Origin of the sequence: Neolewinella litorea, assembly GCF_004803465.1 — a bacterium.
Classification (GTDB): domain Bacteria; phylum Bacteroidota; class Bacteroidia; order Chitinophagales; family Saprospiraceae; genus Neolewinella; species Neolewinella litorea.
In genome coordinates this window covers 13,537-28,507 of the sequence record NZ_SRSF01000002.1, presented here as the reverse complement: position 1 = coordinate 28,507, position 14,971 = coordinate 13,537, and the positions used below count along the sequence as shown (strand labels likewise).

Genomic DNA, 14,971 nt, shown 5'->3' with positions numbered 1-14,971 from the left:
CATCCGAATGTACCTTTGTGGCTTGGGCGGCACACGGTCAGCTCCTTCTGAATCCCCCCAGGGCAGAAATGCAGCAAGGGTAGGAGGTTGAGCGACTGGTGTGCTTGCCCATTTTTTTTGCCCTTTCGGCAAATTCGCAGCACCTGCGCGCCGCCGCAACGTTTATGTTGCCGTATGAAGCAACAACTCGTTTTCGCGACCAACAATCCCCACAAGATCGCCGAGGTCAAACGCCAGCTGGGCGACCGCTACGCCTTTCTCAGCCTGCAGGAGATCGGCTGTACCGAAGAGATCTCCGAAACGGCGGATACGCTGGAAGGTAACGCCCGCCTGAAGGCACGGCACGTGAAAAGCCGCTACGGCCACGACTGCTTCAGCGAAGACACCGGACTGGAAGTCTACGCGCTGGACCACGCGCCCGGCGTCGATACTGCCCACTACGCCGGCCCCCAACGCAGCGCCGACGACAACAACCAGAAATTACTGTCCGAACTGGCCGACCGCAAGGATCGACTAGCCCGCTTCCGCACCGTCATCTGCCTGATAGAAGGGGATGCGGAGCACCTGTTTGAAGGGGAGTGCGAAGGCCGGATCGCGACGGCTCCCATCGGCCACGACGGTTTTGGCTACGACCCCATTTTCGTTCCCGCGGAAGGGGACGGACGCACTTTCGCCCAGATGACGCAAGACGAAAAGGTGCGCTTCAGTCACCGCGCCCGTGCCATGGCCAAGCTGGAGGATTACCTTAAAAAGCCTCAGGGTGAAGTTCATCCCACCGCGTAGCGCGCTGGTACGCCCGGCCCACGTTGATCAGATCCTGCTCGTGGAATAGCCGACCGGTAAAAGTGATGCTCGTGGGCGTGCCCTCGTGCATGCCGTTGGGAACCGTCAGCGAGGGGTGACCCGTCATATTGGTAATGAAGAGGCTGCTTGAGTTCCAGCTCGGATTGACGTAGACGTCGATTTCGTGCTCGGTGAAGAGCCGGTCCATCTCCTGCATCAGTTCGCGCCGCAGGCGGTTGGCCTGTACGTAGGCCACGGCGGGCACGAAATGGGCGGTCCGGAAGCTGTTGGGCCAGGCGTTGCGCACTTGCCGCGTGAGGAGGTCGTCGTCGCCGCTGCGGGTCAGCGATTCAAAGGCGGCCGCCGCTTCCACGTTGAGGATGAAGCCAATGTCGGGGGCGTCCGGCAGTTCTATCTCTACCAGTTCGTAACCGAGTTTGCGCAGCTCGTTGAGGGCTATGGAGTCATTGGCGGCAAAATCGTAATCACCGGCAAAGCTGCCCTTCAGGTAGCCGATCCGCTTGGTCGTAGGTGCGTTGTCGGGCAGCGTAAACTGGAAGCCGGCCGGGATGGCGTGGGCGTCCCGCGGGTCGTAATGTGCAATGGCGGCCAGTACCAGTCCGGCGTCGGTAGCCGAGCGCGTGATGGGGCCGATCTTGTCCATCGACCAGCTCAGTGCCATGGCTCCGTGGCGAGAGACGCGCCCGAAGGTGGGCCGCAGGCCGGTGGTGCCGCAGACCGTGCTGGGGCTCACGATGCTGCCCAGGGTCTCGGTGCCGATGGCGAAAGGTACCAGTCCGGCGGCCACGGCGCTGGCCGATCCGGCCGAGGAACCGCTGCTGCCTTTCCCCACATTCCAGGGGTTGCGGGTCATTTCACCGAACCACACGTCGCCCCAGGCCAGGGCGCCCATGCTGAGTTTGGCACAGAGTACGGCGCCGGCCGCGTCGAGTTGCTGGATCACGGCGGCGTCTTCGTCGATCGTTTGTCCCTCGTAGGGCTTGGCGCCCCAGGTGGTGCGGTAGCCGCGGGCGGCGAGCAGGTCCTTGGCGCCGTATGGGATGCCGTGCAGGTAGCCGCGGTATTTGCCGGCGGCGAGTTCGGCGTCCATCGCGTCGGCCTTGGCCAGGGCGCGTTCCTCGGTGAGGGTGATGACGCAATGCAGGGCGGGGTCGTGCTTCTTTAGGCGATCCAGGAAGAATTCCGTGAGGGCGCGGCTGCTGATCTGGCGGGTGTAGATCAGGGTGGCCAGTTCTTCCACCGTGGCCCATTCCAGGTTCAACAGGGGGTTTTCTCCCGTTAACAATTCGGGCGGGGTCGCGGGTGCCGTAACGGTGGTATCCGTAGGCAGCTGACCCGGGCGCAGGACGGGACTAAAGACCAGGGCGGGGGAGAGGCTGTTCGGAATCTCCGTCTTGCCGATCGTGTCGAAGGCGGCGAGGTTCTCCTCCAGGTCGGGCAGCATCAGTTCGATCTCCTCATCGTCGAGGAAGTCGATGCCGAGCACGGCGGCGGCGGCTTTCACCTGGTCGGCGGAAATGGCCGCAACCGTGGCCGCGGTGGCCGTCAGGAGCAGGAGTGCGAGGGGGAAGAGGTAGCGCTTCATGTGGTTCGGGGGTAAGTAAGGGAGTAAGGTAAGCGGTAAAGTGATTTTGAACCTCCTCCCCGGGCCTTCGGGCTTGCAGCCCGACGTTAAAATTTGCCGCGCGGCCTACGCCCCAGCAGCCCAACGCCAACATTTCCCACTGCTTCTTTTCCTCGGCCGGCGCACAGCGCCGGCGGGCCGTCGGGCCTGTGGCCCGGCGGTAAAACCTATCGCGCGGCCTTTCATCCCAACAGCCCAATGCCAACATTTCTTACTGCTGCTTTCCCCGGCCGGCGCACAGCGCCGACTACCCGTTCGGCGGGCCGTCGGGCCTGTGGCCTGGCGGTAAAACCTGTCGCGCGGTCTTTCATCCCGGCCGCATAATGCCAACGTTTCTCACTGCTTCTTTTTCCGGCCGGCGCACAGTGCCGACTACCCGGGCCGTCGGGCCTGTGGCCTGGCGGTAAAACCTGTCGCGCGGTCTTTCATCCCGGCCGCCCAATGCCAACGTTTCTCACTGCTTCTTTTCCTCGGCCGGCGCACAGCGCCGACTACCCGGGCCGTCGGGCCTGTGGCCTGACGGTAAAACCTGTCGCGCGGTCTTTCATCCCGGCCGCATAATGCCAACGTTTCTCACTGCTTCTTTTCCTCGGCCGGCGCATAGCGCCGACTACCCGGGCCGTCGGGCCTGTGGCCCGCCAGTAAAACATGTCACGCGCCCATGGGGATAACGCAATACAATACCTTTCTCAACCGGCAGGCAGCGCTGACCGCCCGGAGCATCTCGGCGGACAAACCATAAAGCAACCCAGTAATTTGGAAAAACAAACAAAAAGTTTAAAATTACGGGTAAATTATGTTTGCCATGCCCAACTGGTTGCCCCACGATTGTCTCGGGTTCGATCCTATACATCTTACTTACCGCTTGGCGGGAAGCATTCCGCAGAAAAGGGTAGAGGAATTGGTAACCTGGCGACGACGTAAACTCGCGGCCCTGGAGGCGGACTTGATCGAGTTGCCGCCCGCCGTGCGCTCGTCGGTCGAGCGCGACCGGCAAAATGGGATAAATGCCAAGTACGAACGCCAACTGGATCGGGCCCTTCACGAAACAAGCCACGGGCCTTTTCATCTTATGGATGGTAGGGTGGCCCGCATCGTTTTGGATTCCTGGGAGTATCTGGCGATTGCGGGAGATGTATTTCCCTATGCGGTTTGCGTCATGGGAAACCATGTCCACGCGGTGATCCGCGCAGACCATTGTGATACTGAAACCATGGACCTTGGCCGGCTTGTGGGTCGTCATAAAAGTCATACCGCCAGGTTGGCAAACCAGTTGCTTGGGCGTACCGGTCATCCCTTTTGGGAAGCTGATTTTTTCGACCGGCGCATCAGGGACGGGAAATTCATGCGGGTGATGTGGTATGTCCTGCGTAACCCTGTAGCCGCGGGCCTAGTATGGGATTGGGAGGAGTGGCCACACACCTTTGTGCATCCGGAATTGCTAGAGATGTTTACTGGGCGGCTGTCGAGCTAGAGATGGTAACTGCCTCTAGTTTTTGCCACATGCTATCGGGCGTGTGGCCCGGCGTGAAGATTTGCCGCGCGTCCTACGCCACGGCCGCCCAATGCCAACTTTTCTCACTGCTTCTTTTCCTCGGCCGGCGCACAGCGCCGACTACCCGTTCGGCGGGCCGTTGGGCCTGTGGCCTGACGTGAAGACCTTTCGCGCGGCCTTTCATCCCGGCCGCCCAATGCCAACGTTTCTCACTACTTCTTTCCTCGGCCGGCGCACAGCGCCGACTACCCGGGCCGCCCGGGCCGTCGGGCCTGTGGCCCGGCGGTAAAACCTATCGCGCGGCCTTTCATCCCGGCCGCCCAATGCCAACGTTTCTCACTGCTTCTTTTCCTCGGCCGGCGCATAGCGCCGACTACGCGGGCCGTCGGGCCTGTGGCCTGATGGTAAAACCTATCGCGCGGCCTTTACATCCCGGTAGCTCAATGCCAACATTTCTTACTGCTGCTTTCCCCGGCCGGCGCACAGCGCCGACTACCCGGGCCATCACCTACCCAAACCAGGTGTACGCCAAGTGAAAACCGGCGGCCTGCACCACCCAAATCAGTGCGTAAAGCCCCGCGTACGCCCACCCGCCCCGCCACCCCAGGAGGGGCACCGCCAGCAGGCAAACGGCCAGCCGGATACAGGCGTACTGCAGACTCTGGCTCAGGTGCCAGGCGTCGGTGGTAGCCACAAAGAGGGTAGTGGAGCCGGGAAATTTCTCTCGCAGCGGGCGCAGCGGTTCTCCGGTAGGATCGGAGGCGTATTTGGCTTTCCACGACTGCTCCGGGTTCCAGAAGGACGTGTTGCCCAGGTCGGCGTAGGGCGAACTTTCGTAGTGGAACTGCAGGGTATCTCCGACCCCCTTGAGCACGTGGGCCAGGAAGAGCAACAGCAGCACGACGGAGAGGCGGTATTTCATGGGTTAGCTATCTTGACGGCCCCCTCAAGTTAAACCAATGCGCCACTACCTCCTTTCCCTTCTGCTTTTGCCCGCCGCTTACGCCGGCGCCCAATCCGCCCAACCCGTGAGCCCCCCGCCGGCCACCGATCCGCGGATGTACGACATCGCCGACGCCCCCGATCCCGCCCGCATCGAGCAGGACATCACCACGCTGGTCAACTTCGGCACCCGCCATACCCTCAGCGATACCACCAGCGACACCCGCGGCATCGGCGCCGCCCGCCGCTGGATCTACGACGAATTCCAGCGCATCAGCGCCGCCTGCGGCGGCTGCCTGGAAGTGATGTACCAGCGCAACCTCGTCGAAGGCGACCCCGATAGCCGGATCAAGGAAGATACCTGGGTGGTCAACGTCATCGCCGTGCAGCGCGGCACCCGCGACCCCAACCGCTTCATCATGATGAGCGGCGATATCGACAGCCGCGTCAGCGACCCCCTCGACGGCACCAGCGACAGCCCGGGAGCCAACGACAACGCCAGTGGTATGGCCGGAGCCCTGGAAGCGGCCCGCGTACTGACGCAGTATGAATTCCCCGGATCTATCCTCTACGTAGGACTGAGCGGCGAAGAGCAGGGCCTCTTCGGCGGCAAGGGCATGGCCGACTGGGTAAAGGAAAAGGGCTGGAACCTGATGGGCACCCTCAACAACGACATGATCGGCAACATCACCGGCGTCGACGGCGTCACCGATAATACCAGTTTCCGCATCTTCTCCGAGCCCTACTACCCGGATGACGTCAACGACGAGCGCAAGAACATCTACCGCCGCTTCTTCGGCGGGGAGGTCGACGGCCCCAGTCGCCAGCTCGCCCGCTACATCGACGCGCAGACGCGGCAGTACACCACCAACCTCGAACCCATGATGGTCTACCGCCTCGACCGCTTCGGCCGCGGCGGCCACCACCGGCCCTTCAACGACGCGGGCATCCCCGGCGTCCGCATCATGGAAACCCACGAAAACTATACCCAGCAACACCAGGATATCCGCACAGAAGACGGTATTGAATACGGCGACAAGCTCGAGCACGTCAATTTCCCCTACGCCGCCAAGCTCACCGGCGTGAATGCTATCTCCCTGGCCGGACTGGCCGCCGCACCCCCGCCCCCGCCCCTGGTCATGATCGGCGGCGCCGTGGAACCCAGCACCCGCCTACGCTGGGAGAAGCCCGAAACCAACACCCCCATTGCGGGATATTACGTCCACTGGCGGCTAACCACCTCGCCGCGCTGGGAGCATAAGGTGTTCGTACCGGCCGGGCAGCTCCGACATACGCTGGAGAACGTGGTGGTGGATAATTACTTTTTTGGGGTGTCTTCCGTCGGGGAAGATGGTAATGAGAGCGTGGTGGTGTTTCCTTCTACTTTGATTCCTCGGGGGACTGAGTGATTGGGAAGGTTTGGATGGGGGGCGCGGCCGGAGGCCGCGTTTTGCTTTCGCGGTCTGAGACCGCATTTTACTTTCGCGGCCTGAGGCCGCTTCTTGCTTTCGCGGCCGGAGGCCGCATTTTGCTCTCGCGGCCGGAGGCCGCTTTGTACGGTCAGCCGACCGCTACTGCGTCTTTTCCGAAGCGGGTGCGCACCTTGTCCAGGGCCAGCAGCAGGCGGCTGTTTTCCTGGGTGTCGGTGAAGAGGTCTAGCTGGGTGTGGCCGCTGGCCAGCAGGTCAAAGCGTACGCCAATGAGCCGGATGCACTGCCGGCGGGTGAAGAGTTCGCGGAAGAGGGTTTCGGCCACCGGGACGAGCTGCTGGTCGTGGGCCGTGTAGTCGATGCGGCGGGCGCGGGTGTAGGTGTTGAAGTCGGTATAGCGGATCTTGACCGTCACGCGGGCGGTGAGCCGACCGGCCCGGCGCAGGTCGAAGGCCAGCTGAGCCGTGAGGTGGCGGAGCTTGCGCAGCAAGAACTCCACGTCAATGGTGTCGGTCTGGAAGGTGCATTCCGAGGAGAAGGACTTCCGCTCGCTGTAGGGCACTACCGGACGGTGATCGATGCCGTTGGCGCGGCGGTGAAACTCGCGGCCCATACTGCCGAACTCCCGTTCCAGGAGGCCCACCGGTACCTGGCTCAGGGTGCCCGCCTTGCGGATGCCCATCAGGCTCAGCTTGCGGGCCGTCACCGCGCCGATGCTGGGGATCTTGCGCACCGGCAGGGGAGACAGGAAGGCCCGCTCGGCACCCTGCGCCACCCAGCCCGAGCCGTTGGGCTTGGCCTCGCCGGCCCGCACCTTCGATACGAGCTTGTTGACCGACAGTCCGGCCGACAGCGGCAGCCCCGTCTCCCGGATGATGCGCTGCCGCAGTTCCCCGCTCCACTTCACGCAGCCGACGTGGCGGTCCATACCCGTCATGTCCACGTAGAACTCGTCGATGGAGGCCTTCTCAAATACCGGTCCCTCCTCAGCGATAATTTCGGTCACGATGGCCGAGTGCTGCTCGTAGCTCTCGTAGTCGCCCCGGATGGTGCGCGCATCGGGGCAACGCCGCAGGGCCACGGCCATGGGCATGCCCGAGTGGATGCCGTAGCGCCGCGCCTCGTAACTGCAGGAGGTGACCACGCCACGACCGCCCACGCCGCCCACCAAAAGGGGAAGGCCGGCCAGGGCACTGTTCTTTTTGATCTCCACGGAGGCGAAGAAGGCATCCATATCCAGGTGTAGAATGGCTCTTTGGTACATTAGTCAAGGGGTCAAGGGGTCAAGGGGTCAATTAGTCAAGGGGTCAAGGGGTCAATGGGGCTGGGGGCTCAATTTCTCCCGGCGGCTGGGGGGCGGCGGGTCCGGGGGTGGGGAGCGGTCGTCGGTGAAGCGGAGGTCGCGCAAGTAGGGGAGGCGTTCCATGCGGCTCACTTCCAGGCTGGGGAAGGAGAACTCGCGGGTCACCTTGCCGGCCAGCCGGTAGACGCCCGCTCCGCGGAAGGGGTAGCGCAGGTAGGCATCGGGGAAGTGTACGCTGTCGAAGTACTGTCCCTGCTCGCTCAACCAGCAACCGAAACTCATGCGTTCGCCCTTTACGGTGGGCACCACCTTGTCGCAGACGAAGTAGCCGAGCAACTCCGTGGTGCCGTGGTCGGGTACGTGCTGCAGGGGATGGGGCGGCGGCTCCGTGCAGGTGCGGGGCAGGCCCCAGGAATTCGCGTGCGGGCGGTCGGCTGCCTCGTCGTGGCACGGCGCGGGCACATTGTCCGAGGGGTCGTTGTCGTCGGGTACCGCCAGCCAGAAGGGGGAGCAGAGGGGGAAGCCCAGCAGTTCCAGCTCGTCGAAGGCCTGGTCCAGTTCGTGGCCGCTCAGGGGGTGGTTCGGCCGGTGATTGGGAGCCGCGTCGAGGTAGAAGTCGGGTTCGGGCGCCACGGTAACGAAGAGATCCAGAGAGGATTCGCGGCGCAGGCGGGGGTTGAAGACGGCGTTCTTCTCCCACAGCAGCTCCGATTTGCGCTTGCCGGTAAAGCGGAAGGCCCCGATGCGGATCAGCAGTTCCAACTGACTGCTTTCCACGTCGACGCGGGCGCAGAAGTCGGCCAGGTCCTGGAACGCCCCCGCCCGGTGGCGCTCCAGGACGGTGCGGTGGATCAGTTGCTCGGATACGCCCTTGAGGTGGATGAAGCCCAGGTAGAGATCGGTACCCCGCAGGTCGGTCAGGTAGCCGCTGGCGTTGATGCAGGGCGCGTGGATGGCGGCCCCCGCCAGGCGGGCCTCGTGAACGTAGAATTCGGTCTTGTAGAAGCCGCCGAAGTTGTTGATCACGCCCACAATGAATTCCAGGGGGTAATACGCCTTCAGGTAGAGGCTCTGGAAGCTTTCCACCGCGAAGCTGGCCGAGTGGGCCTTGCAAAAGGAGTAACCGGAAAAGCTTTCTACCTGGCGCCATACCTCCGCGGCCTTCTCCGGTGAGTGGCCCCGCACCCGCGCGCCCGCAAAAAACTTCTCCTGCAGCTTTTCCAGGGTGTCGCCGTTGTGCTTTTTGCCCGACATGATGCGGCGCAGCACGTCGCTCTCGTCGAGGTCGAGGCCGGCGAAGTGGTGGACGATCTTCATCACGTCCTCCTGGTACACCATGATGCCGAAGGTCTCGCCGAGGTGCTCGGCGAAGACGGGGTCGAGGTACTCGAAGCTGTGGGGGTGGTGGTAGCGGCGGATGTACTCCTTCATCATGCCCGACTTGGCCACGCCCGGCCGGATGATGCTGCTGGCGGCCACGAGGTGGACGTAGTTGTCGCAGCCCAGCTTGGTGAGCAGGCCACGCATGGCCGGCGACTCGATGTAGAAGCAGCCCAGGGCACGGCCGCTGCGGAGCATGTTGCGCACCAGGGGGTCCTGCTTGATGGCGTCCAGCGCCTGCAGGTCGACCGTCTTGCCGTGGTTGCGGTACACGAGGTCGGCGGCGGAGCGCAGGTGCCCGAGTCCGCGCTGGCTCAGTACGTCGTACTTGTGCAGGCCCATATCCTCGGCGTGGTACATATCACAGTGGGCTACCGGAAAGCCCTTGGGCATGAGCCGCTGGGCGGTGTGGTAGTAGATGGGGCGCTCGGTGATGAGCACCCCGCCGGCGTGGATGCCGAGGTGATTGGGCAGGCCCACGAGGCGGCGGGCGATGTCGACCACGGTGCGGGCCTTCGGATCTTCGGCGGCGCGGCCGTGGGGGTCGCGGACGAGGGCGTCGATCTCCTCCTTGGGCAGGCCGTGCACCTTGGCCGTCTCGCGCAGGGCCGCCCGCCCCTGGAAGGTGGAGTAGGTGGCCAGCAGGGCGGTGTACTCGCGACCGTAGCGCTTGAAGATGTAATCGGTGACGTCGTCGCGCTCGTCCCAGCTGAAGTCGATGTCGAAATCGGGCGGACTGGCGCGGTACGGATTGATGAAGCGCTCGAAGTAGAGGTCGAGCTCCAGGGGGTCGACGTCGCTGATGCCGATGCAGTAGGCCACGATGCTGTTGGCGCCGGAGCCGCGGCCCACGTGCTGGTAGCCGGCCGAGCGGGCGTAGCGGACGATGTCGTAGGTGATGAGGAAATAGGGGCAGAAGTCCTGCTTGCGGATCACCGCCAGTTCGCGTTCGGTACGCAGGCGCGCGCGCTGGAAGCGGGGGCCGGGCGGGTAGCGGCGGGCCACGCCCGAGAGGGCCAGTTTCTCGAGGAGCTGGTAGTCGCCTTCCTTGGAGCCGGTGAAGGTCTGCCGGTTGATCTGCAGGCCGGTCTCCAGTTCGGCGGTGCAGGAGTCGATGATGCGCTGGGTGTTGCGCAGGATGGCGGGGTAGGGGCGGTAGAATTGCCGCAGGGTATCGGGGGGCAGCAGGCGGTCGCCGCGCTTGGCCAGGTCGCGGGGGGTGAGCTTGGTATGGACGGTATTCAGGTCGATCGCCCGCAGCGTCCGGTGGAGCTCGTAATCTTCCTCGGTGATGGCCACTACGGGGGCCAGTACGACGAGTTTGTGCTGGTGGTGGCGCAGCTCGTGGCTGAACAGCCGGTTGACGTGCTGGGGCCGGATGCCGAGCAGTTCGTTGTCGCGAAAGTCGCGGATGGGCTTACAGAGGCGGGGATAGATGATCCAGACGTCGTCCATCCGCGGCGGCACGGTGGGCAGGGGCCGCTCCGCCAGGGAGTGTTCGCTGAGGAAGCGGCAGAGCTGGTACCAGCCCGTGGCGTTGCGGGCCAGGCCCGTGTAGAGCCACTGCCCGTCTTCACTGCGGAAGCCGATGCCGAGGATGGGCTTGATGCCGAACTCCCGGCAGCAGTTGACAAACTCCACCGCGCAGCTGGTGCTGTTGTTGTCGGCCAGGGCCAGGCATTCGACGCCCCAGGCGGCGGCCTTCTCGACCAGCTGACGGGGCCCAAGTACGCCGTAGCGAAAGCTGAAGGAGGTATGACAACTGAGGTGCATGCCGACTCAGTTGGGTAGGGGGGCGGATGCCGGAGAACCGGCGCAAGGGGCATGCGGGGAGCGGGCCGGCCCAGAAGAGGACACCCCGCCCCCCCCGTCCGGGTGGGGTAGAAAGTACATGTTTCGTGAGTATGAGTTAAAACAAAAAGACGGTTCCGGGGGGCCGCGGCAAAAAATAAAGCTGTTAAAGCGGGCCCGGGCCATATCCTGATGACCTGGGCATTCGTAACAAATTCAAGGCTTCAGCAGCAAAGTAACGTGAGGATCAACGATAAAACAAATAATTTGTTTTAAAATTATACAAAAACAACAGTTCGCTTCGTGGCAATGCCCTAACTTGACGTATAGCGTAAAGGTTATTGCAGTATTGGTCTTTTCTTATTGGGCGGGCTTTTTGGCTCGCCCCGGCTTTACTATGAACAGCGAACAAAAAAATGAACGAGGCGAACCAGAGTTATCAACACCAGTTTTTTGAGCGTCTTTCCGAACGATTTTCCTCCCGCAGCGCCCTGGTGGCCGCGGTGGCGGAGGATTTGCACGTAGGGCGCGACGCGGTGTACCGCAGGCTGCGGGGCGATACGGCCCTGACGGCCGATGAGATGATGCGTTTGGCGGAGATCTACCACCTCCGCACGGACCTCAGCAGCCGGCCGGAGGGTCGGATACCGAGTTTGCGTTACCCCGACGACCGCCGGCCGATCGAGAATGAGTTCGACTACTTCGTTCAACTGCACAACCGCTGGGAGCAATTGAAGCGGCTGCCGGGGGCAAGTTTCGATTTCGCCTCGCCGGAACTGCCGATGTACTACGAGCTTTCCACTCCCGTGCTGCGCAGCTTCAAGATCTTCATGTTCGGCATCACCACCTGGAACCTGAGCAAGTGGAAGAACCTCAGTTTCTCGACCGAACTGATCGCCGAACCGCTGCACCGGCTGGTCGAGGATACGATCCGCGACCACTACAGCCTCCCGTCGCGCGAGCTCTGGTCGATCGGCGTGCTGGACGTCACCCTGCGGCAGGTCAACTACATGGCCCAGATCGGGAAGTTTGCCGACGCGCGGGACCCGGAGCGCATTTTTATGGAATTGTATAAAATCGTGGATCACCTGGAAGCGATGGTGCGTACCGGCAAGCGCTTTCCCCTGGGCGGCGCGCCCAGTCTCAACAGTTCCGACTTCCGGGTGTACCACAACGAGCTTTCCAACACCAGCAACGTGGTCCTGGTGAAGTCCAATATCCGCCCCTTCCTCTTCACCACCCTGGTCAACCCCAACTACGTGGCCACTTCCGACCGGGAACTGTGCGAGGAGGTGCAGCACTGGTTCGACAACCTGGTAGAACACGGGAACGCCCTCCACGCGGAGTCCGGCAAGTACGCGGCCCAATACTTTGGTTACCTTCGCGGCCTGATCCGCCAGCACGAACAGCGAATCAAGGTGGGGCAATCGGTATTCTGAGCTTAGCGGAAACGATAAATGTGTTAAAAAAAATAAATTCGACCCCCCGATCAAACATTTGATGACCCCCGGGCGTCTATTCTACCAAACGGCCGAAAACGACAGCCTTATTGATATTCGATAATCTGGCATGTATGCTGTAGCATAAAATGCCAAATACGATAAAAAGAAAAGACCGTATCTTAGCGGTAGTTCTAAGCCCCACAGGCGCAAGGAACAAAGAATTAGGTTTATTTTTCATGAGAGACGCTGTGGACAACACAGTCGTATAACTAAGGACCCGGGCAATTTGCCTGGGTCTCTTTATTTTTGCCCCCCATGGAAGACAACCGCCAGCGCCACAGGAGCAAATTTCACGCCGCCCTGGCCTGGGTGCCCGTTCTGGTCTACTTCGTGGTAAAGTACCTCGTCTTCGGCAACGAGATGAGCCAGCAGCAGTGGGTCGCGCTCATTGTCGCGGTGATCCTGGCCGAGGTGGCCCTGTGGCAGTATCGCCGCCGCGACCTCAAAAAATACCCCCCGCATGGAACCGATTAGAAAGGACAAGCCCGGCATCGGTCTCTTCCTACTCATGAGCCTCGTCTACTTCGGCAGCTACTTTGGCCTCAAGTACGGCGTGTTCGGGGGCAACATGCCCTGGTACTACAACGTGGTGCTGATCGTGGTCTGCCTGGGGCTGGCCCTCGGATTACGCGGCCGGTTCGCCAAAAAAGAAGGATAGGGGGCGGCGGAGCGCGGGTGCCGGGGCGTGGTAAAACATCCCCCTACAACCGTGATCCGCACCATTCCGCTCAAGATTGGGCAGCAAGGCAGCGGATCGGGGCACCATCCGACTGGTCACGGTACCGGACACCTACGCCATCCGGTGGCATCGAGTCCGTGGTGGCGGGTTCCGATTCCGAGAATTTTTAAGCCTTTAGCTGGAAACGGAAGACGAGAGCGCCACCAACAGGTACGGGCCGATCGACAGCGGAAAAGGGCAATAAAGCGGACTTTACTTACGGAAAAAGCTTAGCTTAAAGCCCGAAGTTCCGGCATGGGAAGAATGCGGCAGACGTAAGGGAAAGGCTTATGAGAACTGAATTTGATGCGATTGTCGTCGGTTCGGGCATAGCGGGCGGCTGGGCGGCCAAGGAGCTGTGCGAGCAGGGGTTAGAAACCCTGGTGCTGGAGAGGGGAAGGGATGTACGGCACATTAAGGACTATCCGACAATGACAATGAACCCCTGGGAATTCGAGCACCGGGGGCAGATGACGAAGGCGTTCTACGAAGAGAATCCCTTGATCTCCAAAGCCGCGGGGTTCGGAGAGGATACGGCACACTTTTTCATCAGGGACGCCGATCACCCCTACATCCAGGAAAAGCCCTTCGACTGGATCCGCGGCTACCAGGTAGGCGGAAAGTCGCTTACGTGGGGACGGGCTTGTCAGCGGTGGAGCGCGTACGAATTTCAGGCCCCGAAAAAGCACGGTTACGGAATAGAATGGCCCATCGGCTACGAAGACGTGGCCCCCTGGTATGCCCACGTCGAGCGCTTTATTGGCGTGTGCGGCAACGACGACGGCCTGGAAGCCATGCCGGACGGAGAATTTCTGCCGCCCTTCGAACTGAACTGCGTAGAGGAACACATGCGTGATACCCTCCGCGACCATTTTCCGGGCCGGCACCTGGTTCAGGGCCGGTGGGCGCAGGTGACCGTTCCGCAGGAAATCCATCTTCAGCAGGGGCGTGGGCAGTGCCAGTGCCGCAACCTGTGCATGCGGGGCTGCCCGTACGGGGGGTACTTCAGTACCAATGCCTCGACCCTGCCCTGGGCGGAGAAGACCGGCAACCTGACCTTGCGGCCGTTTTCCGTAGTCCACTCCATTCTATACGACGAGGCCACGGGCAAAGCCTCGGGGGTCAAGGTCATTGACACGAATACGAAGGAGGAAATTACCTTCCGGGCGCGGATCATCTTCGTGACGGCATCCGCCCTGAATACCAACCTGATCCTGCTCAACTCCCGGTCTGACCGCTTCCCCGACGGCCTGGGCAACGATCACGATCTACTGGGCAGGTACGTTGCTTTCCATAACTACCGGGCGGGGGCGGGCGGTACCATGCCCGGGTATCGGGATAAGTATTATTACGGGTCGCGGCCTACGGAATGCATCATCGCTAACTACCGGAACCTGGGGGAGAGAGATGCCGACTTTATGGGCGGCTATACGATCTTCACCGGCGCCTACCGCAACCGGGCGGAAAAGGTTGCAGACGGACTCCCGCAACTTGGGGCGGACTTCAAGCACCGGCTCAGCAAACCCGGCGACTGGCGGATCTACATGTACATGCAGGGGGAAACCATCCCCAAAGCGTCGAACCGGGTATACCTGAGTAAGGAGCAGACCGACGATTGGGGCATTCCCCTGCTGGTCACGGAAGTGGGGTACGACGAGAACGACGAAAAGATGATTGCCGATTTCCTGGAGGAAAGCCGCAAGATGCTGGAGAAGATGGGCTGTACGGATCTGTATTCCTACGACAACGAGCAGGCACCCGGCCTGGATATTCACGAAATGGGAGGCGTAAGAATGGGCAAGGACCCGCGCACCTCCCTCCTCAACGAACACAACCAGTTACACGAATGCCGGAACGTCTTCGTGACCGACGGGGCCTGTATGACGAGTACGGGAAATCAGAGCCCGTCCATTTTGTATATGGCGCTCACGGCCCGCGCCGCGACGTATGCGGCCGATCAATTCAGACGCGGAATCTTGTAA

At 61.9% G+C, this 14,971-nt stretch carries 11 protein-coding genes and 1 other RNA gene; 8 read left to right on the top strand and 4 right to left on the bottom strand.

Annotated elements, in window-relative coordinates:
- Window positions 1-20 precede the first annotated feature (20 nt).
- Together ffs and rdgB are read left to right on the top strand one after the other, a co-directional pair.
- Window positions 21-117: signal recognition particle sRNA small type (gene ffs, locus E4021_RS05850), an RNA gene on the top strand.
- 57 nt (window positions 118-174) lie between these two features.
- A complete protein-coding gene (gene rdgB, locus E4021_RS05845; RefSeq protein ID WP_136457347.1) occupies window positions 175-783 on the top strand; it encodes an RdgB/HAM1 family non-canonical purine NTP pyrophosphatase in 609 nt (202 codons plus the stop codon).
- On the opposite strand, the gene E4021_RS05840 is transcribed toward rdgB, so the two are convergent.
- Window positions 746-2,389 (bottom strand): amidase, encoded by a 1,644-nt coding sequence (locus E4021_RS05840; protein ID WP_136457345.1) that lies wholly within the window; start codon window positions 2,387-2,389, stop codon window positions 746-748. The two genes, rdgB and E4021_RS05840, sit on opposite strands and share 38 nt — an antisense overlap.
- An 835-nt stretch (window positions 2,390-3,224) precedes the next feature.
- Here E4021_RS05840 and E4021_RS05835 point away from each other — a divergent pair.
- Window positions 3,225-3,902, top strand: coding sequence for a transposase (locus E4021_RS05835; protein WP_136457343.1), 678 nt, complete (start codon window positions 3,225-3,227; stop codon window positions 3,900-3,902).
- A 529-nt stretch (window positions 3,903-4,431) separates the two neighbouring features.
- Here E4021_RS05835 and E4021_RS05830 read toward each other — a convergent pair.
- Window positions 4,432-4,845 carry a hypothetical protein gene (locus E4021_RS05830; protein ID WP_136457341.1) on the bottom strand — a complete coding sequence of 138 codons (414 nt, stop codon included), beginning with the start codon at window positions 4,843-4,845 and terminating at the stop codon, window positions 4,432-4,434.
- A gap of 37 nt (window positions 4,846-4,882) precedes the next feature.
- Between E4021_RS05830 and E4021_RS05825 the strand changes: the two genes are divergently transcribed.
- Window positions 4,883-6,274 (top strand): M28 family metallopeptidase, encoded by a 1,392-nt coding sequence (locus tag E4021_RS05825; protein ID WP_136457339.1) that lies wholly within the window; start codon window positions 4,883-4,885, stop codon window positions 6,272-6,274.
- 151 nt (window positions 6,275-6,425) lie between these two features.
- On the opposite strand, the gene dinB is transcribed toward E4021_RS05825, so the two are convergent.
- A complete protein-coding gene (gene dinB, locus E4021_RS05820) occupies window positions 6,426-7,559 on the bottom strand; it encodes a DNA polymerase IV (RefSeq protein ID WP_136457337.1) in 1,134 nt (377 codons plus the stop codon).
- 51 nt (window positions 7,560-7,610) lie between these two features.
- On the bottom strand, window positions 7,611-10,751 hold the full coding sequence (locus E4021_RS05815; protein WP_136457335.1) for a DNA polymerase III subunit alpha: 3,141 nt from the start codon (window positions 10,749-10,751) through the stop codon (window positions 7,611-7,613).
- A gap of 434 nt (window positions 10,752-11,185) precedes the next feature.
- Between E4021_RS05815 and E4021_RS05810 the strand changes: the two genes are divergently transcribed.
- From E4021_RS05810 to E4021_RS05795, 4 genes are all read left to right on the top strand, one after another.
- Complete coding sequence (locus E4021_RS05810; RefSeq protein ID WP_136457333.1) at window positions 11,186-12,208, top strand: hypothetical protein; 1,023 nt, start codon at window positions 11,186-11,188, stop codon at window positions 12,206-12,208.
- 318 nt (window positions 12,209-12,526) lie between these two features.
- Window positions 12,527-12,745, top strand: a complete 219-nt coding sequence (locus E4021_RS05805) for a hypothetical protein (RefSeq protein WP_136457331.1) — start codon at window positions 12,527-12,529, stop codon at window positions 12,743-12,745.
- Window positions 12,732-12,929: a hypothetical protein gene (locus tag E4021_RS05800; RefSeq protein WP_136457329.1), complete on the top strand. Its 198-nt coding sequence runs from the start codon at window positions 12,732-12,734 to the stop codon at window positions 12,927-12,929. Before E4021_RS05805 ends, E4021_RS05800 begins: the two co-directional genes overlap by 14 nt.
- Window positions 12,930-13,279: 350 nt before the next feature.
- A complete protein-coding gene (locus E4021_RS05795) occupies window positions 13,280-14,971 on the top strand; it encodes a GMC oxidoreductase (RefSeq protein WP_136457327.1) in 1,692 nt (563 codons plus the stop codon).